The following is a 24,613-nucleotide window of genomic DNA, read 5'->3' as shown; positions in this document are numbered from 1 at the left end:
TGGCAAGAGCCACTCTGAAAAATGCAGAGTGCTGTGTGACGCGGTGAGGCGCCGTGGCACACTGCTCGCAACAGCACGTCGCGCGGCGCCAGTTCGGATCGGCGGGGATCCACCCGGATCTTCGAAAAGATCTTCGAGTGGCGCCGCAGGGCTGTCGGGACTCTTTGATGGAGGTGGAGCGTGAGCGAACCGCGGTCCGCGCCGACCGTCGGGCAGGTCGTGCTCGGCCGGCGCCTGTTCGACCTGCGCGAACGCGCGGGACTCAAGCGCGAGGAGGCCGCCCGCGTCCTCAGGGTCGCGCCCGCCACCATCCGCCGTATGGAGATGGCCGAGGTCGCCCTCAAGATCCCGTACCTGCAACTGCTGCTGAAGGCGTACGGCGTCCCCGACGACGAGGCCGAGGCCTTCGTGCAGCTGGCGGAGGACGCCAACCGCCCCGGCTGGTGGCAGCGGTTCCACGACATCCTCCCGGGCTGGTTCTCGATGTACGTCAGCCTGGAGGGCGCCGCCTCGCTCATCCGGTCCTACGAGCCGCACTTCGTGCCCGGTCTGCTCCAGACCGAGGACTACGCGCGTGGGGTGCTGGAATCCGGCGCGGTCGGGCAGACCAGCCCCGAGGACATCGAACGCCATGTCGCGCTGCGGATGCGGCGTCAGGAACTGCTCACCCGCCCCGACGCGCCCCGCTTCTGGGTCGTGCTCGACGAGACCGCGCTGCGCCGCCCGGTCGGCGGCCCGGAGGTGATGCGCGCCCAGATCGACAGACTGCTGGAGGCCACGAAGCTGCCCAACGTGACGTTGCAGGTCGCCCCGTTCTCCTCGGGACCGCACCCCGGCACGTACGGGCCCTTCGTGCTGTTCCGATTCGCCATGCCGGAACTCCCGGACATGGTCTACAGCGAGTACCTGACCGGCGCCGTCTACCTGGACGCGCGCAGCGAGGTGGCGACCCATCTCGAGGTCATGGACCGCATGGCGGCACAGGCCGCTACGGCACATCGCACGAAGGAGATCCTCCGGGATCTCCGCAAGGAGTTGTGAATGGATCGCACGACGTCCCCGTCCGGGCCGCGTGTCCGCGGTCAGCGGATCTACAACGGCATGCCCGCCCGGGACCTGGGCAGCGAGGGCTGGCACAAGCCGTGGAGCGGCGGCAACGGAGGCAACTGCCTGGAGGCGATGAAGCTGGCCGACGGCCGGATAGCGGTGCGCCAGTCCACCGACCCGGACGGACCCGCGCTCATCTACACCAGCGACGAGATGACCGCCTTCATCCAGGGCGCCAAAGCCGGGGAGGCTGATTTCCTCCTCTCCTGACCCGGCCTGACTGGTTTTCTTGGCTCGACTTCCTAACCTTGGCACTGACTTGATCGTCGACCTTGCTCTTCCGACCACCACCGCCTCTGCTTTCCCATCCGCCCCCACACGCTTACGGAGTGCCGTATGACCGGGCAGGACGCCGACCTCGACTCCGGCCGGGAGTCGTTGCGGATCGACACCACCAGGCCCCATCCCGCGCGCATGTACGACTGGTACCTCGGAGGCAAGGACAACTACCCGGTCGACGAGGAGATGGGCCGCCGGATGGTGGCCATCAACCCGCGCGTGCCGATCGTGGCCAGGGCGAACCGCGCGTTCATGCACCGCGCCACCCGCTGGCTCGCCGGGAACGGCGTCCGGCAGTTCCTCGACATCGGCACGGGCATACCGACCGAGCCCAACCTGCACCAGGTGGCGCAGGAGGTCGCGCCCGACGCCCGGGTCGTCTACTGCGACAACGACCCGATCGTGCTGGCCCACGCGGAGGCGCTGCTGCGCGGCACGCCCGAGGGCCTCACCGAGTACCTCCAGGCCGATGTACGCGATCCGGCCGTCATCCTGGAGCGGGCGCGCGAGGTGCTGGACCTCACCCGGCCCGTGGCGCTGTCCCTGATCGCGCTGCTCCATTTCGTCCCCGACGAGGACGGGGCGCACGAACTGGTGCGGCGACTGCTGTCCGAACTCCCGGCCGGCAGCCATCTGGTGATGACCCACGCCACCGCCGACTTCACCCCCGAGGAGGAATCGGAGCAGGCCACGGAGATGCTCAAGGCGGCCGGCGTCACCCTGGTGCTGCGCTCACGGGCCGAGTTCGCCCGCTTCTTCGACGGCCTGGAACTCGTCGAACCCGGCGTCGAGGTGCTGCACCGGTGGCACCCCGAACTGGGTGAGCCGGTGCCGGGCCAGGACGACGGCGTGATGGCGGGCTACGGAGCGGTGGCCGTCAAGCGGTAGGCGGTTTCGTCGCCACGGGGGAGCGGCGGGCCGGTCCGGTCAGACGGTCATCGGCCGGTCGTACGGTCCGATGGGCGCCGGCAGGCGTGAACTGCCCGTCAGACGGCGGTCGACCGCCGCCGCCACCGCCCGCCCCTCGGCGATCGCCCACACGATGAGCGACTGCCCGCGCGCGGCGTCCCCGGCGACGAACACACCGGGGACGTTCGTCGCGAAGTCCGAGTCCCGGACGATCGTGCCGCGCGGCGCCAGTCCGATCCCCAGCTGGTCGATCAGGCCGTCGCCCCGGTCGGGCCCCGAGAAGCCGAGCGCGAGCAGCACGAGATCGGCCGGCAGCGTGCGCTCGGTGCCCGGCAGCGGCCGCCGTCCGGCGTCCACCTCCACCAGGTGCAGCTCACGCACGTGCCCGTCCTCGTCCCCGGTGAAGCGCAGCGTCGACGCCGCGAACAGCCGTGCGTCGGCGTCGGCCGCGGGCGCCGTCCGCAGTTCCCCGGCCTCCTGGTGGGCTGCTGAGAGCCGGTAGACCTTCGGATACGTCGGCCATGGCTCCGCGTCCTCGTCGCGCTCCGCGCCGGGCTGCGCGTAGATGTCGAGCTGGGTCACCGATGCCGCGCCCTCGCGCACCGCCGTGCCGAGACAGTCGGCCCCGGTGTCGCCGCCGCCCACGATGACCACGTGCCGGCCGGCCGCGGACAGAGGTGAGACCTCGAGGTCCCCCTCGCACACCCGGTTGGCCAGCGGCAGATACTCCATCGCCTGGTGGACGCCCGCCAACTCGCGCCCCGAAACGTCGAGTTCACGCCAGGCCGTCGCCCCGGTGGCGATGACCAGGGCGTCGTGGCGGGCTCGCAGCTCGGCCGCCCCGATGTCCCGCCCGACCGCCATGGAGGTGCGGAACTTGGTCCCCTCGGCCCGCATCTGCTCCAGTCGCCGTTCCAGGTGCCGCTTCTCCATCTTGAACTCGGGGATGCCGTAGCGCATCAGCCCGCCGAGCCGGTCGTCCTTCTCGTACACGGCGACCGTGTGTCCCGCGCGGGTGAGCTGCTGGGCCGCGGCGAGACCCGTCGGCCCGGAGCCGATCACCGCGACGGTGCGGCCCGACAGCCGGTCCGGCGGGCGTGGCGGAGCGAAACCCTCCTCCCAGGCCCGGTCGGCGATGGCGCACTCGACGTTCTTGATGGTGACGGCCGGCTGGTTGATCGCGAGGACGCACCCCGCCTCGCACGGTGCCGGGCACAACCGGCCGGTGAACTCGGGGAAGTTGTTCGTGGCGTGCAGCCGGTCGCTCGCCGCCCGCCAGTCCTCCCGGGAGACCAGGTCGTTCCACTCCGGGATCAGGTTGCCGAGCGGACAGGCCTGGTGGCAGAACGGGACGCCGCAGTCCATACAGCGGTCGGCCTGCTTGCTGATGATCGGCAGCAGCGCACCGGGGACGTACACCTCGTCCCAGTCCCGCACCCGCTCCTCGACCGGCCTGCGCGGCCACTCCTGCCGGGGCGTGGACAGGAAGCCCTTGGGATCGGCCACGGCCGTCCCCCTTGCGTACTCGTACTCGCGTGCGTCTGCGCGTCCTCGGGCGGCGCTCTTTCGGTCACGATACGTCCGCCGGGCCGCGAGCGCAGGGGGCGCGACGCGGCGGGCATCGTACGGTCGTGCGCCGCCGCCCGCCGCGCGGGGCCGTGGCTCCCGCCGCCGTGTCGCGGCTGCCGTGCTCCTGCCGCCCGCGGGCCTGGTCCCGCTCCGCCCGCCCGGTGTCGGCCGGCGGTCCGGGACGGCTCAGTCGGCGGGCGGGCCCGGCTCGCGCCACGAGGCGAGCACGGACTCGACCTGCGCAGCCGTGTGCCGTCGGGCCTCCGGCCGGACCACGCCGTCCATCAGCAACCGGTCGTACGGCGTGTCCAGGTGCCGTACGGACGCCCGCACCGCCCATGCGACCGCGCTCTCGGACAGCGCCCGGCCCGCCGCGCTGCGGCCGACCCGCCCACTGCCGCGCAGCGAGGCATGGGCGGCGATGTCCGCCGCCCGGTCCGGCGGGCACCGGGGGAACAGCCGCAGGATCTCCACTGCGAACGCCTGCGCGAACCGTACGTCCTGAGCCGCCCGCCGCCGCGCGTCACGGGCCCTGCGCCGGCGTCGCGCCTCGGCGTCCGCCAGGCACCGCGCCTCGGCCCGGGCGAGGGCCGCCTCCTCCACGAGCAGGCCCTGCCGCTCGTACCGGCTCTTGCGCCGGTTGAACCGCACGACGACCGCCGACAGCGTGCTCTCCTCCCGCGAGCGGCGGGTCAGTGCCGTGTCGCCGCGCGGCAGGAACACCAGGTGCCCGAGATCGGCGCACACCAGGCAGCGGGGCACACCGTCCTCCAGGACGAGCAGCGACAGCGGGCCCCGGCGGCAGCGGGCGCAGCGCTTGCCCCGCAACGGCTGCACGACGACAAGCCCGAGACGGGACGGGGGAGTCGGAAGGCGGCCCATGCCGGGTTCATTCCCCTCACCGCCGCCCCGCGCACGCGTGCCGCGGTCCGACGCACGCGGGTGCGGCCGCACGCACTCGCCTCGGCGCGTAGGCGTGCGCCCGCGCGGTGACCGCCCGCCCCGGCGACTGCCCCGGCGGTGACTGTCCGGGCGGACGCCGGCGCGCGCCGGCGCGCGTGCCACCCGGCTGCCGCCGGCGGCCGGGTGCCTCCCACCCTGGCCGGCGCCGCTTCTCGGTACCTCCGCACGGGGCGCGCCCGCACCCGCGCACCCGTGCGGCCGGGGGCGTAGGGGGCCACGCCCATGCCAGGACACCCATGGTGCGCGCCCCGCGCGGCCGCGCCCGCGCGCCTCCGCCCACGTCCAGCACGCCTCTCCTGCGCCCGCTTCTCGCGCGGCCGCAGGAGAGGCGTGCCCCCAGGCGCGGCCGCCCAGAGGGACGTGGCCCCCGCTCCACCCCCGTCCACGCCTCCCTCCCGGCCGGGCGCATCATGGCCGTGTGCGACTCGAAGCGATCACCTGGGAACGGCTCGGCGACCTGCTGGCCGAGCGGCTGCTCGACCTGGAGCCGGCCGACGGCAGCCCGTGGCCGCGCGTCGCCTTCGACGGCGCCCCCGCCGCCCGCCCGGGCGACCTGGCCGGCCGCGTCGCCGAGGCCCTGCGCCCGCTGGGCCGCCCGTCGCTGGTCGTCGACGCCGCGAGCTTCCTGCGCCCGGCGTCCCTGCGGCTCGAACACGGGCGCCGGGACGTGGACTCGTACTACGACGGCTGGCTCGACACCGGCGCCCTGTGGCGCGAGGTGTTCGGGCCGCTCGAACCCGGCGGTGACGGGCGGGTCCTGCCCGATCTGCGGGACCCGGTCACGGACCGAGCGACCCGCAGCGCCTACGTCCCCCTCCCGCCCGGCGGAGTGCTGTTGCTGCACGGCCCGCTACTGCTGCGGCACTGGTTCCCCTTCGACCTGAGCGTCCACCTCCTGCTGTCCCCGGGCGCACTGCGCCGCCGCACTCCCGAGGCGGAGCACTGGACGCTGCCCGCCTTCGCCCGCTACGAGGCCGAGACCGATCCGGCCGGCACGGCGGACGTACTGGTCCGCGCCGACGACCCGCGCCACCCGGCCTGGCGCGCCGCCTGACCGCCTCAGCACCCGGAGGCCTCCTTGGCCACGTCCTGGGAGACGGCCCGCGGCGGCCGCCCGCCCACCCGGCCCACCGCGAGCGCACCCGTACGGCAGCCCTCCGCCGCCGCCTCCTCGGGCCCCGCACCCGTTAGCAGCGCGGCGAGGAACGCCCCCGTGAAGGCGTCTCCCGCGCCCGTGGTGTCCCGGGGTGCCACGGCCAGGGCGGCCACGCGGGCGCGCACGGCCCCGCCTTGGGCCACCAGCGCGCCGTCCGCGCCCTGCTTGGCCACCACCAGCGGTATGCGCCGGCTCAGCTCGGCGGCCGCGACCTCCGGGTCCGGCGCCCCGGCCAGCAGACACGCCTCGTCACGGCTCGGCAGCAGCACGTCCACCCCCTCGACGAGATCCAGGAACCGCCCGGCCCCCAGCGCGGCCAGGAACCCGGCCGAGGCGGGGTCCAGGCTGACCGGCACTCCACGCGCGCGTGCCGACGCGACGGCCACGGCCACCAGAGCCCGGCCCGGCGCGGAGAACAGCAGATAACCCGACAGATGCAGCCGAGCCACCCCGTCGAGCAGCGCGTCCGACCAGTCCCCGGGCGCCAGCCGCAGCGACGCCCCACTGTCCGTGAGGAACGTGCGCTCCGCCGAGGCCGCCCCGTCGACCAGGCACACCACGGTCCCGGTCGGCGCCTCGGCGTCCACCACGAGCCGGGCCCGCACCCCCGAGGCGACCAGCTCCCGTTCGTGCCAGGTGGCGGTCTCCGCGCCCACCCGCGCCAGCAGCCGCACGTCCCGGCACCCCCGGTGGGCCGCCCAGCAGGCCACGTTGGCCCCGGCGCCGCCCGGCACCAGCCGGATCTCGGCGACGGTGTCCGTGCCGGTCGCGAGCGCCCCCCGATGCCGGGCGACCACGTCCGTCACCACGTCCCCCACCACCAGCAGCCCCGCGTCGGGCGCCCCGGTCTCCGGCACCCGACCGGCCCCCGCCGCGCCCGCCTCCGTGCTGTCCGGCGAACTCCCGCCGGACCACGCCCCGCCCGGCGTCACATGCGCGCCCAGGCCGCCGCGACACGCGCCGCCAGACGTACGTTGCCGCGCACGGCGGCCAGGTTGGCGCGCAGGGACGCGCCGTCCGTGTGCCGCACCAGGTGGTCGAGCAGGAACGGGGTGACCGCCTGCCCGGTGACGCCCTCCTCCTCGCACGCGTGCAGCGCGTCGGCGAGCACGCGCGCGTGCAGCTCCGGGTCCAGCTGCTCCGCCCGCGGCACCGGATTGGCGACGATCAGCGCCGACTCGGGTCCACGCAGCGCGTTCTGCGCCCGCATGACCTCGGCGACCTCCTCGGGCGTGCGCAGCGTCCAGTCCACCGGGTGACCGGAGTCGCTGAGGTAGAAGCCCGGGAAGCGGTCCGTGCCGTATCCGGCCACCGCGACCCCCAGCGTCTCCAGCCGCTCAAGGGTGGCCGGCACGTCCAGGATCGACTTCACCCCCGCGCACACCACCGTGATCCGGGTGCGCGCCAGCAGCCCCAGGTCGGCGGACTCGTCCTGCGTCACCGTCCACTGCCGGTGCACCCCGCCGAGCCCGCCCGTCGCGAAGACGCGGACGCCCGCCAGCGTGGCGAGCCGGGCCGTCGCCGACACGGTCGTCGCCCCGCTGGCCCCCGTGGCCACGGCGAGCGGCAGATCGCGGTGGCCCAGTTTGCGGATCCCGTCCTCGTTCGCGACCCGCTCCAGCTGCCGCTTGTCCAGCCCCACCTGCGGCCGCCCGTCCAGCACGGCGATCGTCGCCGGTACGGCGCCCTCGTCGCGTACCGCGTCCTCCAGCTCCAGCGCCACCTGGAGGTTGCGCGGGCGCGGCAGCCCATGGGCGATGATCGTGGACTCCAGGGCCACCACCGGACGGCGCGCGGCGAGCGCCTCGCGCACCTCTTCGGACACCACCAGCACGTGCCTGCCTCCCCTCAGTCGGCTCTCCCTCATCTCTGGCGGGCCGCGCCCCCGGCCAAACACTTGCGGCCGCGGCGAGACCGGCACCAGCCTGGACGCATGACCGAAAGCCGTACGCACGACAACGCCATGCGTCTCGACCACGTCGTCCTGTGGGTGCGCGACCCGGTGGCCGCCGCCGGCTTCTACGAGCGGGCGGTCGGCCTGGAACCGATCGGCGTCGAGGAGTTCGGCGCGGGCAAGGTCTCCTTCCCCTCGGTCCGCGTCAACGAGGAGACGATCCTCGACCTCGCCCCGCTCGACCTGGCCCCGCGCATGGACATGCTCCCCGGCGCGGCCGGCAGCGCCGGGCACCCGGTGAACCACGTGTGCCTGTCCCTGCCCACCGAGGCCTTCGCCGCGCTCCGCACCCGCCTCCAGGAACACGACGTGGCCGTCTCGGACTTCTCCTACGACTCCTCGGGCGCCCGCGGCAACGCCCGCCGCAGCTTCTACTTCCGCGACCCGGACGGCAACGTGTTCGAGGCCCGGCACTACGGCTAGGCGCCCCTCTCACGACGACCGGGCAGCCCTCGTGACCGGTCGGGTGCCCTACGGACGACCGGATGCGCCGCGAGCGGCCGCCGCCGGGGCGCGGCAGCCCGTACCCGTGGCCGGCGCCCGCCCCCGACGAACCGCCGCCGAAGCGGCGCGGGCCGCTCAGAACAGCGGCTCGGGCAGGACCCCCTCCAGCGCCAGCAGCGTGCGCTTGGTCTCCAGCCCGCCGCCGAACCCGCCGATGCCCCCGTCGCTCTCGACCACCCGATGGCACGGCACCACCAGCGGCAGCGGGTTGGCGCCCATCGCCACGCCCACCGCCTGAGCCGCCTGGGGCCGGCCGGCCCGCCGGGCCAGATCGCCGTACCCCACGACCGTGCCGTAGGGCACGCCCGTCGCCAGCTCGCGCAGCACCTGCCGGTTGAAGCCCGATATCAGGGACCAGTCCAAGGGCACCGCGAAGTCCCGCCGCTCGCCCGCGAAGTACGCCTCGAGCTGGCGTATCGCCTCCGCCAGGACCGGGGAGCCGGGCGCCTCGACCGGCACGGCGCCCAGCCGGGACGACAGCCGCTCCAGCGCCCGCGCCCGTGTCCCGCCGGTGGCGTGGAAGACGACGTTGACCAGGCCGTCGGCCGTCGCCGCCAGCAGCAGGGGACCGATCCGGCTTGCGGTCACGGCCCACACGACCTGCCGCCCGCCGCCCCCGGCCGGCTGCTCGTCCCACTCGTGGCTGTCCATGCGAGCACCGTACGGCCCGCCACTGACAACGGGCCGTGACCTGCGGATCTGCCCGGACCAGGGAGAGGTCAGGCGGTCTTCAGCGCCTCCCGCACCACATCCGGCCGGTCGGTGATCACGCCGTCCACGCCGTACCCGGCGACGGTCCGGGCGCGGGCCGCGTCGTCCACCGTCCACGCGTACACCTGCAGCCGCCTGCCGTGCGGCCCGGCGACCTTGTGCACGGCGGAGACGTAGTCGGCGCCGATCGTGCCGTACGACGGGTTGATCATGTCCGTGAAGCCCGCGTACCGGCTCAGGTCGGCCGCGGCCGGGCGGCCGAGGAAGGCCGTCGTGACCGCGGGGGCCAGCTTGTGCACCGTGCGCACGCTGTCCGCGCTGAAGCTCTGCACGATCAGCCGGCCCGCCAGGTGCCCCCGGTCCAGCCAGCCGTCCTTGCGCAGCAGCGCCAGGGTCTGCTGCTCGATGCCCGGGTACAGCTCGGGGTTCTTGATCTCCAGGAGCAGCTTCTCGTGGTTGTGCTCGATCCGGCGCATGTACTGGTCGAGCGTCGGCACGCGCGTGTTCCGGTAGGCGGGGGAGAACCAGCTGCCCGCGTCCAGTCGGGCGATCTCGGCGGCCGTGAAGTCCTTGACCTTCCACGGTGACCGGTTCGGGAACACCTGCTCGACGTTCGTGGTGCGCCGCAGGCTGTCGTCGTGCAGGACGACAAGCCGGCCGTCCTTGGTGCGCTGCACGTCGTTCTCCATCCAGGTGAAGCCCAGCGCCGCCGCCTTGTCGATGGCCGGCAGCGTGTTCTCCGGGGCGTAGGCGCAGGCGCCCCGGTGGGCGACGACCACGGGCCGTACCGCAGGCCCGGCCGCGTGGGCAGCGGAGCCGGGCGACGGTGCCATCGCCCCCAGGAGAGCGGCCGTCGTGGCGGCAACAGCGCGCGCGTGCATACGTACTCCTCGCCTCGGCGATCACGGACAGCACCAGAGTGGCAGCACACGGTCACGGACGCGGGCCGGGCGGGACGGAACCACCGGAACGGGGGTCGGTGCCCCGTCCGCTCACCGCTGCCGCACATCTGCGACGGGGTCGTGATTCTTTGCCGGAATATCGTTCGACCATTCCGGTGGCAGTCATACTCTCTGCGTCAACCCAGGCCGCGGCGCGGTCCCGGGTTGCCCTGACCGCGGGGGCGGTCGGGGACGGGGACGACTTCACCAGGTACCGGACGTTCCGGGACCCGACAGGGCGGAAGGGCAGCCGCGCATGCACGACGGCACGGTCGACGGATTCAGCTACGGGCTGGTCACCCCGCTGGTGGCCTACCTCATGGCCTGCCTCGGCGGGGCCCTCGGCCTGCGCTGCACCACCCGCGCCCTGCTCGTCGCCCACTCCTGGCGGCCGGGCTGGCTCGCCCTCGCCTCGGCGGCGATGGGCTCGGGCATCTGGACCATGCACTTCGTGGCCATGACAGGCTTCACGGTCCACGGCGCGCCGATCCACTACGACCGCCCGACCACGTACGCGAGCCTGGTCGTCGCCATCGTCATGGTCGGCGTGGGGATCTTCATCGTCGGCTACCGGGGCGCGCGCGGGTCGGCGCTGTTCACCGGAGGAACGATCACCGGTCTGGGCGTCGCCTCCATGCACTACCTGGGCATGGCCGGGATGCAGTTCGACGGCACGTTCGAGTACAACGTCTGGACCGTCTCCGCCTCCGTCGTCATAGCGGTCGTCGCCGCGACCGCGGCCCTGTGGGCGGCGGGCCAGGTCAGAGGGTTCTGGTGGAGCGTCGGCGCGAGCTGCGTCATGGGCCTGGCCGTCAGCGGCATGCACTACACCGGCATGGCCGCCCTCAGCGTCCACCTGCACTCCGCCGCCGGCGCCCCGGTCGCCGGCGAGACCCCGGCCGCCCTGCTCGCGCCCATGCTCATCGGCCCGCTCTCCTTCCTGCTCCTGGCCGGCGCAGTCGTGCTGTTCGACCCGCTGACGGTCATGGGCAAGGGCGACTGGACCCCCGCCGAGGACAAGCCGGGCGTACCCGCGCGCGAACCCGTCACCCACGCCACCCACCTGTCCCGCGCCACCCAGGCCGTCCGCCCCGCGCCGCCCGCGCAACCCCCGCAGCCCGTGCAGTCCCCGCACCTCACGCATCAGGCGCCCGCCACGCTTCCCACGCGTCCCGCGGGCCGCTCGGACACCGGCCCGCGCGCCCCGGCCCGGCGTGGCCCGCGTACCGCGCGGACCTCGCGAAACCCCTGATCGGCCCGCGTTGTCAGTGGCGGGTCGTACGGTTGATGGCATGCGGCCCGTTTCCCAGATCGAACGCACGGTGGCGCCCTTCGAGGTCGTCAGCCCCTACCAGCCCAGCGGCGACCAGCCGCAGGCCATCGCCGAACTCGCCCGGCGGATCCAGGCAGGCGAGAAGGACGTCGTCCTGCTCGGCGCCACCGGCACCGGCAAGTCCGCCACCACCGCGTGGATGATCGAGAAGCTCCAGCGCCCGACCCTGGTGATGGCGCCGAACAAGACGCTCGCCGCCCAGCTGGCGAACGAGTTCCGCGAGCTGCTGCCCAACAACGCCGTCGAGTACTTCGTCTCGTACTACGACTACTACCAGCCTGAGGCCTACGTCCCGCAGTCGGACACCTACATCGAGAAGGACTCCTCGATCAACGAGGAGGTCGAGCGGCTGCGCCATTCCGCGACCAACTCGCTGCTCACCCGCCGCGACGTCGTCGTGGTCGCCTCCGTCTCGTGCATCTACGGCCTGGGTACTCCGCAGGAGTACGTCGACCGCATGGTCCCGCTCCGCGTCGGCGACGAGGTCGACCGCGACGAGCTGCTGCGCCGCTTCGTCGACATCCAGTACACGCGCAACGACCTCGCCTTCAGCCGGGGCACCTTCCGGGTCCGCGGCGACACGATCGAGATCTTCCCGGTCTACGAGGAGCTGGCCGTCCGGATCGAGATGTTCGGCGACGAGATCGAGGCGCTGTCCACCCTGCACCCGCTCACCGGCGAGATCATCAGCGACGACCAGCAGCTGTACGTCTTCCCCGCCTCCCACTACGTCGCCGGCCCCGAGCGCATGGAGCGCGCGGTCAACGGCATCGAGAAGGAGCTGGGCGAGCGGCTGACCGAGCTGGAGAGACAGGGCAAGCTGCTTGAGGCGCAGCGGCTGCGCATGCGCACCACCTACGACATCGAGATGCTCCGCCAGATCGGCACCTGCTCCGGCGTGGAGAACTACTCGATGCACTTCGACGACCGCGCCCCCGGCACCCCGCCCAACACCCTGCTCGACTACTTCCCGGACGACTTCCTGCTCGTCATCGACGAGTCGCACGTCACCGTCCCCCAGATCGGCGCGATGTACGAGGGCGACGCCTCCCGCAAGCGCACCCTGGTCGAGCACGGCTTCCGGCTGCCCTCCGCCCTGGACAACCGCCCGCTGAAGTGGGAGGAGTTCCAGGAGCGCATCGGCCAGACGGTGTACCTGTCCGCCACCCCCGGCCAGTACGAGCTGTCCCGCTCCGACGGCCAGGTCGAGCAGATCATCCGCCCCACCGGCCTGGTCGACCCCGAGGTCGTCGTCAAGCCCACCGAGGGCCAGATCGACGACCTGGTGCACGAGATCCGCGCGCGCACCGAGAAGGACGAGCGCGTCCTGGTCACCACGCTCACCAAGAAGATGGCCGAGGACCTCACGGACTACTTCCTGGAACTGGGCATCCAGGTGCGCTACCTGCACAGCGACGTCGACACCCTGCGTCGCATCGAGCTGCTGCGCGAACTGCGCTCCGGCGAGTACGACGTCCTGGTCGGCATCAACCTGCTGCGCGAGGGCCTCGACCTGCCCGAGGTGTCCCTGGTGGCCATCCTCGACGCCGACAAGGAGGGCTTCCTGCGCTCCGGCACCTCGCTCATCCAGACCATCGGCCGCGCGGCGCGCAACGTCTCCGGCCAGGTCCACATGTACGCCGACAAGATCACCCCGGCGATGGAGAAGGCCATCGACGAGACCAACCGCCGCCGGGAGAGGCAGATCGCCTACAACAAGGCGAACGGCATCGACCCGCAGCCGCTGCGCAAGAAGATCAACGACATCGTCGCGCAGATCGCCCGCGAGGAGGTCGACACCGAACAGCTGCTCGGCACCGGCTACCGCAAGACCAAGGACGGCAAGGGCGCCAAGGCGCCTGTGCCCGCCCTCGGCGACCAGACGGTCAAGGGCGGCAAGGGCGCCAAGGCCGGGAAGGCCGCCAAGGGCAGGGCGGCGGAGACCGTGCCGACCGACCGTCCCGCGGCCCAGCTCGCCGAGCAGATCGAGCAGATGACCGAGCGGATGCGTGCCGCCGCGGCCGAGCTGCAGTTCGAGGTCGCGGCCCGGCTGCGCGACGAGGTCTCGGAGATGAAGAAGGAACTGCGCCAGATGCGGGAGGCCGGCCTGGCCTGAGCCGGCGGCCCGGCACACCCTGGTACGCGCTGTGTTGCAAGACCGACACAAAGTGCGGACCGGCTCCGGCGCGGTGCGGGCCTCTGCGTAGGGTGCTGGTCAACCGCGCACTTCGCGGCAACCGGGGAGTAGTCCGAGAGGGGAAACAGCCGTGACCGTCAACTTGACCAAGGGTCAGGCCATCAGTCTGCAGAAGAACGACGGGGGCAGCCTGAGTGCGGTCCGTATGGGTCTCGGCTGGCAGGCGGCCCCGCGCCGGGGTCTGTTCGGCTCGCGCACGCGGGAGATCGACCTCGACGCCTCCGCCGTGCTCTTCGCCGGCAAGGAGCCGGTCGACGTGGTCTTCTTCCGCCACCTGGTGAGCGACGACGGCTCCGTGCGCCACACCGGCGACAACCTGGTCGGCGGTGTCGGCCAGGGCGGCGACGACGAGGCCATCCTCGTCGACCTCCAGCGGGTCCCGGTGCACATCGACCAGATCGTCTTCACCGTGAACTCCTTCACGGGGCAGACCTTCCAGGAGGTGCAGAACGCCTTCTGCCGGCTGGTGGACGAGACCAACGGCCAGGAGCTGGCCCGCTACACCCTGGCCGGCGGCGGCGACTACACCGCCCAGGTGATGGCCAAGGTGCACCGCGCGGGGACCGGCTGGTCCATGACGGCTCTCGGCGTCCCGGCCAACGGCCGCACCTTCCAGGACCTGATGCCGGCGATCTGGCCGCACCTGTAGGACGCGCACCTTCGCAGGACGCCGCGGCGAGCGGCACGGCGCATCAGAGCACGAGCAGCACAGCACAACAGGGGGAGAAGGCGATGACGGCCGAGCTGGTGCGGGGGCAGAACCACCCGCTCTCCGAGGTCCGCCTCGAAGTCCGGGTCTCGGCCGGCACACCGGTCGTGGCCGCCCTGACGGCCGTCGGAGAGGACGGCAGGGTGAGCGGCGCCGACCGGGTCGCCCATCCCGGCGCCCCCGCCCTGCCCGGACTCGAAGTCCCCCGTCAGGCCGCCGCCGAGCACCGGCTCGCCGTCGACCTGGCCGCGCTGCCCGAGACCGTGCACCGCGTCGACGTGCTGCTCGCCCTGCCCGGCGGCCCGGGCGCCCCGGCCCGGTTCGGCGCGGTCGCCGCGCCCTTCGTCGCGGTCACCGGCCTGTCCGGCACCGCGCTCGCCGACTACACCCTCACCGGCCTGGACGCCGAGTCGGCCGTGATCGCCCTGGAGCTGTACCGCCGGCAAGGCGCCTGGAAGGTCCGCGCGGTCGGCCAGGGCTACGCCGGCGGCCTCGTCGAACTCCTGACCGACCAGGGCCTGGCCGAGGCGCACCTGTTGGCGCGCACCATCGAGGAGGCGGTGGCCCAGGGCATGGCCCGCTCGGTGTCGGCCCCGCCGCCGCAGCCGGCGGACCCCGGCCGTCCGCCCCGGCCGGCCGCCTCCGACCGGACCGCCCCCGCGGCCCCGCAGCCGGCCCGCACCGCGCCGACGGCCCCGCAGCCGGCCCGGCCCGACGGAACCACCCCGGCGCAGACCGCCGCCGCACCCCCACTGGGGGGCCCGGCGGTGCCGGCCCAGCCGGGGTCGCCGTACGACGGCCAGGGCGCCGACGGCGCGGCCCACTCGGTACCGCCGCAGCAGCCGATCCACCCGGACGGCGCCGCCCCGCATCCCTCCCGCCCGGCGGACGGCACCACACCGCCGTCCGTCCCGGGCGGCCCCGCCGCGCCGGACACGGGCGGGGCGGCCGGTGGCTCGGCGGGCACCACGGGCGGGATCGACTACAACCACCCGCGGCGGCGGACGACCGCTCCGCCCCCGCCCCCGCAGGCCCCGCCCGGCAGGCCCGCGCAGCCGGTCGCCGGTGACGCGGCGGGCTGGTCCATGGACGAACGGCTCTACAACCAGGTCTGGGGCATGTTCGAGGACCTGGCCCGGACCGTGGCCGCATACCGCAGCGCCGTCGACTTCGCCGACTCGCGCAGGGAGAAGGAGCTGGACGAGGCCCTGTCCGACCCGCGCAGCCGGATCGGGGGACAGAACGAGGCCGCACGGGAGGCGGCCCGCGCCCGCCACTCGGAGCTGGTCGAGAGGGCCAGGGAGGTCCTAGACCGCGACCTGGCCCAGCTGGCCGCCGAGTCGGGGGTGGTGGAGCCCGCCCTGCCGCCGGCCTACGCCGGCTGGGACAACCCCGTCTGGCACGGCTACCGGGTGCCCATGGAGATCCCGATGGCCACCCGTCTCGGCGATCTCCACCTGCCGGAGGCCCCCGACCTGCGCATCCCGATGCTGCTGCGGCTGCCGCTGGAGCGCGGCCTGTGGATCGACAGCGGCGGCTTGGCAGGCTTCGACGACACCTCCGCCGGCGGGGCCGACCCGCGTCACCTGGCGATGGAGACGGCCGTGTCGCTGGCCGCCCGGCTGCTCGCCGTGTACCCGGCGGGCGAGTTCGGCGTGCACGTCATCGATCCGGCCGGTTCCGCCGCGCGGGCGCTCGTGCCGCTGGTGGACACCGGTGTGCTCGCGGGACCGCCCGCCCGCGGCGCGGCGGGCGTCGAGGACGTCCTGAGCCGGCTGACCTCGCGGGTGGACCTGGTGCAGATGGCGCTGCGCGGCGGCGCGTCCGACGCGCTGCCGCCGGGCTACGACACGTCCGAGCAGCTGCTGATCGTCAACGACTTCCCGCACGGCTTCGACGACCGCGCGGTGACCCGGCTGCGCTACCTGGCGGACGAGGGCCCGTCCGTCGGCGTCCATCTGATGATGGTCGCCGCGCGGGAGGACGCCAGCGGCTACGGCCCGCTGCTGGATCCGCTGTGGCGCTCGCTGCTGCGGCTGACGCCGGTCCCCGACGACCACCTCGCCGACCCCTGGGTCGGGCACGCGTGGACGTACCGGCCGCCCCGGGTCCCAGAGGGCAGCCAGGTGCTGCGGCAGGTGCTCGCCCAGGTCGCCGCCGCCCGCCGTGACCTGGGTCGCTGACCGCGGGCAGTCGTGCACCAAGGGTAAGTAAAGTGCCTCTGAGCTGCGCACTTGTCCTTTCCCTTGCCTTTTTCTTTACCAATCCTTGGTGATTGGGGTACTGTTTCCGTACGGAGGGGAGTACTCCCATCTGCTGCGGCGCACCCGTCAATACGGATCCCACCGGATCCCGGGGCGCCGGCCCGTACTCCGGGTGGAAGAGACCTCCGGCAGCGACGCCGCTGACACATCTGCCATGACGTACGCACCTGCCGGAGGCGCAATGGATGTCTCGAAGACCCTGTGGGTCCTGACCATCGTCGGCCTGGCCGCCCTGATCGCGGTCGACTTCTTCATCGGCCGCAAGCCCCACGACGTGTCCCTCAAGGAGGCCGGGATCTGGACCGTCGTCTGGATCACCCTGGCCGGCCTCTTCGGGCTCGGTCTGCTCGTCTTCGCGGGCGGCCGGCCGGCCGGCGAGTTCTTCGCCGGCTTCATCACCGAGAAGTCGCTCAGTGTCGACAACCTCTTCGTCTTCGTCCTGATCATGGCGAAGTTCGCGGTGCCGTCGCACTACCAGCAGCGCGTGCTGCTGATCGGCGTTCTCATAGCCCTGGTCCTGCGGGCCGCGTTCATCGCGGCCGGAGCCGCCGTCCTCGCGAACTTCTCGTGGGTGTTCTACCTCTTCGGCGCCTTCCTGATATGGACCGCGTGGAAGCTGATCCAGGAGGCCAGGACCGGCTCGGACCCGGAGGACGAGGAGTTCGAGGAGAACAAGCTGCTCAAGGCCGCCGAGCGCCGCTTCGGCGTGGCCGACCGGTACCACGGCACCAAACTGTGGATCCGGGAGAACGGCAAGCGCGTGATGACCCCGATGCTGGTGGTCATGCTCGCGATCGGCACCACCGACGTGCTCTTCGCCCTCGATTCCATCCCCGCCATCTTCGGCCTGACCCAGGACCCGTACATCGTCTTCACCGCCAACGCCTTCGCCCTGATGGGTCTCAGGCAGCTGTACTTCCTGATCGGCGGCCTGCTGAAGAAGCTGGTCCACCTGTCGTACGGCCTGTCGGTGATCCTCGGCTTCATCGGCGTCAAGCTGGTGCTGCACGCGCTGCACGAGTCCGGTGTGCAGGTCCCGGAGATCAGCACCGCCGTCTCCCTCGGCGTGATCTGCGCGGTCCTGGCCGTCACCACGGTCACCAGCCTGCTGGCCACCAGGAAGCAGTCCGCGACGGAGGAGGTGGCGGACGGCCGGGGCGACAGCGCCACGAAGGAGAGCACCCATACCTGACCACCGGAAAAAACTCTCGCTGCCGCCCCGCGCCGGCCACGGGCCCTCGTCGCGCATCGGCCACGGGCCGCCCCGCTCCGCGGCCGGCGGTCACCGGTCCCCGCGACCCGACGGCGCGGGGCCTCCGCCGCCGGGCGGCGGCCGGAATGCGAACCCACCGGCCCTCTGCGACGATCGCAGCATGATCACGCGGCTCAGGACGCTCATGAGGGCGTGGACGACCGCCGTGCCGGTGCTCGCGGTCGTCCTGCTGGCACTCACCTGGGGACGCAGCCTGCCCGTCGCCGTCGTCGTCCTGGTCACCGCGGTGCTGGCCGGCTCGGTACTGGCGGCCGTGCACCACGCGGAAGTGGTCGCCCACCGGGTCGGCGAACCCTTCGGCTCCCTGGTCCTCGCCGTCGCCGTCACCGTCATCGAGGTCGCCCTGATCGTGACCCTCATGGTCGACGGCGGCGACAAGAGCGCCACCCTGGCCAGGGACACGGTCTTCGCGGCGGTGATGATCACCTGCAACGGCGTGATCGGACTGTGCCTCCTCGTCGCCTCGATGCGGCACGGCACGGCGGTCTTCAACGCCGAGGGCACCATCGCCGCACTCGGCACCGTGGCGACCCTGGCCACCCTCAGCCTGGTCCTGCCGACGTTCACCACCAGCAAGCCCGGCCCCGAGTTCTCCGGCGTCCAGCTCACCTTCGCGGCCCTGTCCTCACTGATCCTCTACGGCCTGTTCGTGGCCACCCTGACCGTGCGGCACCGCGACTACTTCCTGCCGATCACCCGGCAGGGAGATGTGATCACCTCCGACCACCACGTGGCTAGCCCCTCGGCGCGCACGGCCTGGACCAGCCTGGGACTGCTCGGCCTCGCCCTGGTCGGCGTCGTCGGGCTCGCCAAGAGCGTCTCGCCGACCATCGAGTCCGGAGTGGCCGCGGCCGGACTGCACCACGCCGTGGTCGGTGTCATCATCGCGCTGCTGGTGCTGCTGCCCGAGACCATCGCCGCGCTGCGCTCCGCCCGGCGCGACCGGATGCAGACCAGCCTCAACCTCGCCCTGGGCTCCGCCATGGCCAGCATCGGCCTGACCATCCCGGCCGTCGCCCTGGCCTCGGTATGGCTCCCCGGACCGCTGGTGCTCGGCCTCGGCTCCACCCATATGCTGCTGCTCCTGCTCACGGTGGTGGTCGGCTCGCTGACCGTGGTGCCGGGCCGCGCAACCCCCCTCCAGGGCGGCGTCCATCTGGTGATCTTCGCGGCCTATCTGGAACTGGCCGTCAACCCGTAGGCGTTCCCGCGCCCGCGGGGCGGTCGGCGCACCGTGATAGACCGGGTGCGAGCAGCGGTCCCGGCGGCCGCCGTACGCCCGAACGGACATGGAGGAACCGTGCCCCGCACCCTGGCCAGCGCCCCGATCATGATTCTCAACGGCCCCAACCTGAACCTGCTCGGCCAGCGGCAGCCGGAGATCTACGGTTCCGACACCCTCGCGGACATCGAGGCCCTCTGCGCCGAGGCGGCGGCCGCGCACGGCGGTACCGTGGACTTCCGGCAGTCCAACCACGAGGGCGAACTCATCGACTGGATCCACGAGGCGCGGCTGAACCACTGCGGCATCGTGATCAACCCGGCCGCCTACTCGCACACCTCCGTGGCGATCCTGGACGCGCTCAACGCCTGCGACGGCCTGCCCGTCGTGGAGGTCCACATCTCCAACGTCCACCGCCGCGAGACCTTCCGCCACCACTCCTATGTCTCGCTGCGCGCCGACGGCGTCATCGCGGGCTGCGGGGTGCAGGGGTACGCGTTCGCGGTGGAGCGGGTGGCGGCGCTGGCCGGAGCGGCACAGGCGGACGCGTAGGGACGAGGCGGGCCCGGGCCGTCGACCGAGGGCGGGGAACGAGGCCGCGGCGGCCCGGGGCTCGCGCCGCGCAGGGCCGTCGACCTGCGCGGACAGACCCCAGTTCACCGCGCGGGCGGCGCAGCGGGGAGCGCGCGCGTACGACCGGCGCGTGCGGGACCTTCACACGGGGTGTGCGGGCGCCCCCGTGTCGAGCGCCCCCGCACGCCCCCGGGCACGGGCCTCACCGCCCGGGCGCGCTCACCACCCGCGCGCGTGCCACTCCGGCAGGTGCGGGCGCTCCGCGCCCAGTGTGGTGTCGTTGCCGTGACCGGGATAGACCCAGGTCTCGTCCGGCAGGGCGTCGAAGATCTTCGTCTCGACGTCGCGGATCAGGCTCGCGAACGCCTTCGGGTCCCTGCGCGTGTTGCCGACGCCCCCCGGGAAGAGGCAGTCGCCCGTGAACACGTGCGGGTGGCCGTGCGGGTCGTCGTAGACGAGCGCGATCGAGCCGGGGGTGTGGCCGACCAGATGGCGGGCGGTGAGTTCCACCTGTCCGACCCGGATCGTGTCCCCGTCGTCCACCAGGACGTCGGTCGGTACCGGGATCCCCTCGGCGTCCTCGCGGCCCGCGTAGGTGCGCGCCCCGGTGGCCGCCACCACCTCGGCCAGCGCCCGCCAGTGGTCGCCGTGCCGGTGCGTGGTGACGACCGAGGCGATGCCGTCGTCGCCGATCGTGCCGAGCAGTGCGTGCGCCTCGGCGGCCGCGTCGATCAGCAGCTGCTCGTCCGTGGCCCGGCAGCGCAGCAGATAGGCGTTGTTGTCCATCGGACCGACCGCGATCTTGGTGATCATCAGGTCCTTCAGCTCATGCACGTCCGCAGGGCCGCCGACCCGCACCTCTCCGCTGTACGTCATGGCCGTCAGCCTATCGCCGCAGGCCGCTCCAGGTGCTGTTCGCGGGCTACAGCGGCGGCAGGGACGGCAGCGGACCCCCCTTCACGACGAGGCCGGACCCGTCACGCCGGCCCGCGAGCCAGCCGAGCAGATCGGCGGCCGTCCCCTCCACCGCGACCGGGCCGCCCTCGGCGCCGCCGCCGGTGATCCGGATCCGGCCGTTCTCGGTCCGCAGCTCAGTCGACGGCACGTCCTCGTGCCCGGCGAACCGCTCGGCCAGGAAGTCGATCTCCCGCTGCGTGAACTCCGTCGGCAGGTCCTCCAGCTCGTAGCCGATCCCGAGGTCCACATGGTGCAGTTCCACCTCCACCCAGCGCCGGAACGGCACCCGTGACGCGGAGTCGGTGACGCCGTTGCGCAGCTCGACGGTGCGGGACCAGTCGGCCGGCGCGGCGCCCGCCGCCCGGAACCGGTCCGCGCTCGCCCGCAGGTCGGCGAGCTGTGCGTCCAGGGGGCGCGGGGCTCCGCGCTCGATGTCCGCGTCCCGGTCGCCGGCGGAGGCGTACATGGGGCGGCCCTCCAGGACGTTCACGAGCGCCTCCGCGTTGCGGGCGAGGTGGGCGAGGACATGGCCACGGGTCCAGCCGGGCAGACGTGACTGGTCGGTCACAGCCGCGTTGTCCAGTTCGCCGACTGCGCTCAGCAGTCGTTCGGTGGCGAGTTGTACAGACTCCAGGTCGCGCGCGTGATCAATCATGGCGCCGACCCTAGCCGCGCCACTCCTTCGGGTGAAGGAGGCTGCACCCGGCCGTAAATCGAATGCACGTGCTATATGGTCGGGTGCGGCGTCGGGCATGCTGGAGAGCCGGGGATTGTTGGGTACTCGGGCGCATCCGGGAAATCCACCCGGCGTTGTCAGTGGCTCCCCCTAGTCTGAAGAAGCACGGGGGCCCCGCCCCTGTCACTTCTCTCAAGAAAGGTGCGGACCGGCGTGGCCGACCGTCTCATCGTCCGTGGCGCGCGCGAGCACAACCTGAAGAACGTCTCGCTCGACCTGCCTCGTGACTCGCTCATCGTCTTCACGGGCCTGTCCGGGTCGGGCAAGTCCTCCCTGGCCTTCGACACGATCTTCGCCGAGGGCCAGCGGCGCTACGTGGAGTCGCTCTCGTCCTACGCCCGGCAGTTCCTCGGCCAGATGGACAAGCCGGACGTCGACTTCATCGAGGGCCTCTCCCCGGCGGTCTCCATCGACCAGAAGTCGACCTCGCGCAACCCGCGCTCGACGGTCGGCACCATCACCGAGGTCTACGACTACCTGCGGCTGCTGTTCGCCCGCATCGGCAAGCCGCACTGCCCCGAGTGCGGCCGGCCGATCTCCCGCCAGTCGCCGCAGGCCATCGTCGACCGGGTCCTGGAGCTGCCCGAGGGCAGCCGCTTCCAGGTGCTCTCGCCGTTGGTGCGCGAGCGCAAGGGCGAGTTCGTGGACCTGTTCGCCGACCTCCAGACCAAGGGCTACTCCCGCGCGCGCGTGGACGGCGAGACCGTCCAGCTGTCCAACCCGCCCACGCTGAAGAAGCAGGAGAAGCACACCATCGAGGTGGTCGTGGACCGCCTCACCGTCAAGGACTCGGCCAAGCGCCGCCTCACCGACTCCGTCGAGACCGCCCTCGGCCTGTCGGGCGGCATGGTCGTGCTCGACTTCGTCGACCTCCCCGAGGACGACCCCGAGCGCGAGCGCATGTTCTCCGAGCACCTGTACTGCCCGTACGACGACCTGTCCTTCGAGGAGCTGGAGCCCCGCTCCTTCTCCTTCAACTCGCCCTTCGGCGCCTGCCCCGAGTGCACCGGAATCGGCACGCGCATGGAGGTCGACCCGGAGCTGATCGTCCCCGACGAGGACAAGTCCCTCGACGAGGGCGCCATCCACCCCTGGTCGCACGGGCACACCAAGGACTACTTCGGCCGGCTGATCGGCGCCCTCGCCGACGCGCTCGGCTTCCGCACCGACATCCCCTTCGCGGGCCTGCCCCAGCGCGCCAAGAAGGCCCTGCTGTACGGCCACAAGACGCAGATCGAGGTCCGCTACCGCAACCGGTACGGGCGCGAGCGGGTGTACACCACGCCGTTCGAGGGCGCGGTCCCCTTCGTCAAGCGCCGGCACAGCGAGGCCGAGAGCGACGCCAGCCGCGAGCGCTTCGAGGGCTATATGCGCGAGGTGCCCTGCCCCACCTGTCAGGGCACCCGCCTCAAGCCCGTGGTCCTCGCGGTCACGCTGATGGGCAAGTCCATCGCCGAGATCTCCGCCATGTCGATCAGCGACTGCGCCGACTTCCTCGGCGAGCTGAAGCTGACAGCCCGCGACAAGAAGATCGCCGAGCGCGTGCTCAAGGAGGTCAACGAGCGGCTGCGCTTCCTGGTCGACGTCGGCCTCGACTACCTGTCGCTGAACCGTGCGGCCGGCACCCTCTCCGGCGGCGAGGCCCAGCGCATCCGCCTGGCCACCCAGATCGGCTCCGGCCTGGTCGGCGTCCTGTACGTGCTGGACGAGCCGTCCATCGGCCTGCACCAGCGCGACAACCACCGCCTGATCGAGACCCTGGTACGGCTGCGCGACATGGGCAACACGCTCATCGTCGTGGAGCACGACGAGGACACCATCAAGGTCGCCGACTGGGTCGTCGACATCGGCCCCGGCGCCGGCGAGCACGGCGGCAAGGTCGTGCACAGCGGCTCCCTCAAGGAACTGCTGGCCAACGCCGAGTCGCAGACCGGGCAGTACCTCTCGGGCAAGAAGTCGATCCCGCTGCCCGACGTGCGGCGCCCGCTCGACCCGTCCCGGCAGCTCACGGTGCGCGGCGCCCGGGAGAACAACCTCCAGGACATCGACGTCTCCTTCCCGCTCGGCGTCTTCACGGCCGTCACCGGCGTGTCCGGCTCCGGGAAGTCGACCCTGGTCAACGACATCCTGTACACGCACCTGGCCCGCGAGCTGAACGGCGCGCGCAACGTGCCCGGGCGGCACACGCGCGTGGACGGCGACGACCTCGTGGACAAGGTCGTGCATGTCGACCAGTCGCCCATCGGCCGCACCCCGCGGTCCAACCCGGCGACGTACACCGGCGTCTTCGACCACATCCGCAAGCTGTTCGCCGAGACCACCGAGGCGAAGGTCCGCGGCTACCAGCCCGGCCGCTTCTCCTTCAACGTCAAGGGCGGCCGCTGCGAGAACTGCGCGGGCGACGGCACCATCAAGATCGAGATGAACTTCCTCCCGGACGTCTACGTCCCGTGCGAGGTCTGCCACGGCGCCCGGTACAACCGGGAGACCCTGGAGGTCCACTACAAGGGCAAGTCCATCGCCGATGTGCTGAACATGCCCATCGAGGAGGCAACCGACTTCTTCGAGGCGGTCCCGGCTATCGCCCGGCACCTGAAGACCCTCAAGGACGTCGGCCTGGGCTATGTCCGCCTCGGCCAGTCCGCGACCACCCTGTCCGGCGGTGAGGCGCAGCGCGTGAAGCTCGCCAGCGAGCTGCAGCGCCGCTCCACCGGGCGCACGGTCTACGTGCTGGACGAGCCGACCACCGGTCTGCACTTCGAGGACATCAGCAAGCTGCTGAAGGTCCTGTCCGGCCTGGTCGACAAGGGCAACACGGTCATCGTCATCGAGCACAACCTCGATGTGATCAAGACCGCTGACTGGGTCGTCGACATGGGCCCGGAGGGCGGCGCGGGCGGCGGTCTGGTCGTCGCCGAGGGCACGCCCGAGCAGGTCGCCGCGGTCCCGGCCAGCCACACCGGCAAGTTCCTGCGGGACATCCTCGGCGACCGGATCAGCGACGCCGAGCCGGTGAGGACGGTGAAGGCCCCGCGCAAGGCCACCGCGAAGAAGGCGGTGGCGGCGGCAGCGACCACCCGCAGGACCGCCACGGCCCGCACGGCCGACGGCACGGCGGCCAAGAAGGCGCCCGCGAAGAAGACGACGCGGGCACGCAAGGCGTGACCCCCGCGAGGCGTACGACCTCGCCACGCGTGACCGGCGCCCCGTGGGACTCCCGCGGGGCGCCGCGTCGCGCGACGGGACGCGTGCGACA

21 protein-coding genes are annotated in these 24,613 nt (G+C 72.6%); 13 read left to right on the top strand and 8 right to left on the bottom strand.

Annotated elements, in window-relative coordinates; all coding sequences use genetic code 11:
- The first annotated feature begins 180 nt into the window (after window positions 1-180).
- The 3 genes from AB0N63_RS09750 (at window position 181) to AB0N63_RS09740 (ending at window position 2,274) form a co-directional block, all read left to right on the top strand.
- Window positions 181-1,041 carry a helix-turn-helix transcriptional regulator gene (locus AB0N63_RS09750; protein WP_365526559.1) on the top strand — a complete coding sequence of 287 codons (861 nt, stop codon included), beginning with the start codon at window positions 181-183 and terminating at the stop codon, window positions 1,039-1,041.
- The gene (locus AB0N63_RS09745; RefSeq protein WP_009188017.1) at window positions 1,042-1,317 is read left to right on the top strand and encodes a DUF397 domain-containing protein; all 276 of its coding nucleotides are present in this window, start codon (window positions 1,042-1,044) and stop codon (window positions 1,315-1,317) included.
- 126 nt (window positions 1,318-1,443) lie between these two features.
- Entirely contained in the window at window positions 1,444-2,274 is an 831-nt protein-coding gene (locus AB0N63_RS09740) for an SAM-dependent methyltransferase (RefSeq protein ID WP_365526555.1), read from the top strand.
- Between the two features lie 39 nt (window positions 2,275-2,313).
- Here the strand turns inward: AB0N63_RS09740 and AB0N63_RS09735 are convergent, their stop codons facing one another.
- Complete coding sequence (locus AB0N63_RS09735; protein WP_365526553.1) at window positions 2,314-3,801, bottom strand: glutamate synthase subunit beta; 1,488 nt, start codon at window positions 3,799-3,801, stop codon at window positions 2,314-2,316.
- 249 nt (window positions 3,802-4,050) lie between these two features.
- Window positions 4,051-4,746, bottom strand: coding sequence for a DUF2293 domain-containing protein (locus AB0N63_RS09730; RefSeq protein ID WP_365526550.1), 696 nt, complete (start codon window positions 4,744-4,746; stop codon window positions 4,051-4,053).
- A 499-nt stretch (window positions 4,747-5,245) separates the two neighbouring features.
- Here AB0N63_RS09730 and AB0N63_RS09725 point away from each other — a divergent pair, with 499 nt between their 5' ends.
- On the top strand, window positions 5,246-5,881 hold the full coding sequence (locus AB0N63_RS09725) for a uridine kinase (protein WP_365526547.1): 636 nt from the start codon (window positions 5,246-5,248) through the stop codon (window positions 5,879-5,881).
- Between the two features lie 5 nt (window positions 5,882-5,886).
- Here the strand turns inward: AB0N63_RS09725 and AB0N63_RS09720 are convergent, their stop codons facing one another.
- Together AB0N63_RS09720 and AB0N63_RS09715 are read right to left on the bottom strand one after the other, a co-directional pair.
- A complete protein-coding gene (locus AB0N63_RS09720) occupies window positions 5,887-6,840 on the bottom strand; it encodes a PfkB family carbohydrate kinase (RefSeq protein ID WP_365526545.1) in 954 nt (317 codons plus the stop codon).
- A gap of 71 nt (window positions 6,841-6,911) precedes the next feature.
- Window positions 6,912-7,817 carry a pseudouridine-5'-phosphate glycosidase gene (locus AB0N63_RS09715; protein ID WP_365526542.1) on the bottom strand — a complete coding sequence of 302 codons (906 nt, stop codon included), beginning with the start codon at window positions 7,815-7,817 and terminating at the stop codon, window positions 6,912-6,914.
- A gap of 99 nt (window positions 7,818-7,916) precedes the next feature.
- Here AB0N63_RS09715 and AB0N63_RS09710 point away from each other — a divergent pair, with 99 nt between their 5' ends.
- Complete coding sequence (locus AB0N63_RS09710) at window positions 7,917-8,360, top strand: VOC family protein (protein WP_365526539.1); 444 nt, start codon at window positions 7,917-7,919, stop codon at window positions 8,358-8,360.
- A 156-nt stretch (window positions 8,361-8,516) separates the two neighbouring features.
- On the opposite strand, the gene AB0N63_RS09705 is transcribed toward AB0N63_RS09710, so the two are convergent.
- Together AB0N63_RS09705 and AB0N63_RS09700 are read right to left on the bottom strand one after the other, a co-directional pair.
- Window positions 8,517-9,092: a methylated-DNA--[protein]-cysteine S-methyltransferase gene (locus AB0N63_RS09705; RefSeq protein ID WP_365526536.1), complete on the bottom strand. Its 576-nt coding sequence runs from the start codon at window positions 9,090-9,092 to the stop codon at window positions 8,517-8,519.
- A 68-nt stretch (window positions 9,093-9,160) separates the two neighbouring features.
- Window positions 9,161-10,033 carry a glycerophosphodiester phosphodiesterase family protein gene (locus tag AB0N63_RS09700; protein WP_365526533.1) on the bottom strand — a complete coding sequence of 291 codons (873 nt, stop codon included), beginning with the start codon at window positions 10,031-10,033 and terminating at the stop codon, window positions 9,161-9,163.
- 316 nt (window positions 10,034-10,349) lie between these two features.
- On the opposite strand from AB0N63_RS09700, the gene AB0N63_RS09695 reads away from it, so the two are divergent.
- The 7 genes from AB0N63_RS09695 (at window position 10,350) to aroQ (ending at window position 19,643) form a co-directional block, all read left to right on the top strand.
- Entirely contained in the window at window positions 10,350-11,345 is a 996-nt protein-coding gene (locus AB0N63_RS09695) for an MHYT domain-containing protein (protein WP_365526530.1), read from the top strand.
- Between the two features lie 40 nt (window positions 11,346-11,385).
- Window positions 11,386-13,542 (top strand): excinuclease ABC subunit UvrB, encoded by a 2,157-nt coding sequence (gene uvrB / locus AB0N63_RS09690; RefSeq protein ID WP_365526527.1) that lies wholly within the window; start codon window positions 11,386-11,388, stop codon window positions 13,540-13,542.
- 151 nt (window positions 13,543-13,693) lie between these two features.
- Window positions 13,694-14,272 carry a TerD family protein gene (locus tag AB0N63_RS09685; RefSeq protein ID WP_365526525.1) on the top strand — a complete coding sequence of 193 codons (579 nt, stop codon included), beginning with the start codon at window positions 13,694-13,696 and terminating at the stop codon, window positions 14,270-14,272.
- 83 nt (window positions 14,273-14,355) lie between these two features.
- A complete protein-coding gene (locus tag AB0N63_RS09680) occupies window positions 14,356-16,515 on the top strand; it encodes a TerD family protein (protein ID WP_365526522.1) in 2,160 nt (719 codons plus the stop codon).
- 262 nt (window positions 16,516-16,777) lie between these two features.
- Window positions 16,778-17,788, top strand: coding sequence for a TerC family protein (locus AB0N63_RS09675; RefSeq protein ID WP_365526520.1), 1,011 nt, complete (start codon window positions 16,778-16,780; stop codon window positions 17,786-17,788).
- Between the two features lie 181 nt (window positions 17,789-17,969).
- Window positions 17,970-19,070 carry an ionic transporter y4hA gene (locus tag AB0N63_RS09670; RefSeq protein ID WP_365526518.1) on the top strand — a complete coding sequence of 367 codons (1,101 nt, stop codon included), beginning with the start codon at window positions 17,970-17,972 and terminating at the stop codon, window positions 19,068-19,070.
- Window positions 19,071-19,169: 99 nt separating this feature from the next.
- The gene (gene aroQ, locus AB0N63_RS09665) at window positions 19,170-19,643 is read left to right on the top strand and encodes a type II 3-dehydroquinate dehydratase (protein ID WP_365526515.1); all 474 of its coding nucleotides are present in this window, start codon (window positions 19,170-19,172) and stop codon (window positions 19,641-19,643) included.
- Window positions 19,644-19,883: 240 nt separating this feature from the next.
- Here the strand turns inward: aroQ and AB0N63_RS09660 are convergent, their stop codons facing one another.
- Window positions 19,884-20,540, bottom strand: coding sequence for an MBL fold metallo-hydrolase (locus AB0N63_RS09660; protein ID WP_365526513.1), 657 nt, complete (start codon window positions 20,538-20,540; stop codon window positions 19,884-19,886).
- Between the two features lie 46 nt (window positions 20,541-20,586).
- Window positions 20,587-21,276, bottom strand: coding sequence for a maleylpyruvate isomerase family mycothiol-dependent enzyme (locus AB0N63_RS09655; RefSeq protein WP_365526510.1), 690 nt, complete (start codon window positions 21,274-21,276; stop codon window positions 20,587-20,589).
- A 234-nt stretch (window positions 21,277-21,510) separates the two neighbouring features.
- On the opposite strand from AB0N63_RS09655, the gene uvrA reads away from it, so the two are divergent.
- On the top strand, window positions 21,511-24,522 hold the full coding sequence (gene uvrA / locus AB0N63_RS09650; protein WP_365526507.1) for an excinuclease ABC subunit UvrA: 3,012 nt from the start codon (window positions 21,511-21,513) through the stop codon (window positions 24,520-24,522).
- Window positions 24,523-24,613 lie beyond the last annotated feature (91 nt).

Source organism: Streptomyces sp. NPDC093260, assembly GCF_040683715.1.
Taxonomy (GTDB): Bacteria; Actinomycetota; Actinomycetes; order Streptomycetales; family Streptomycetaceae; genus Streptomyces; species Streptomyces sennicomposti.
This window is presented reverse-complemented; position numbering and strand designations above follow the sequence as displayed.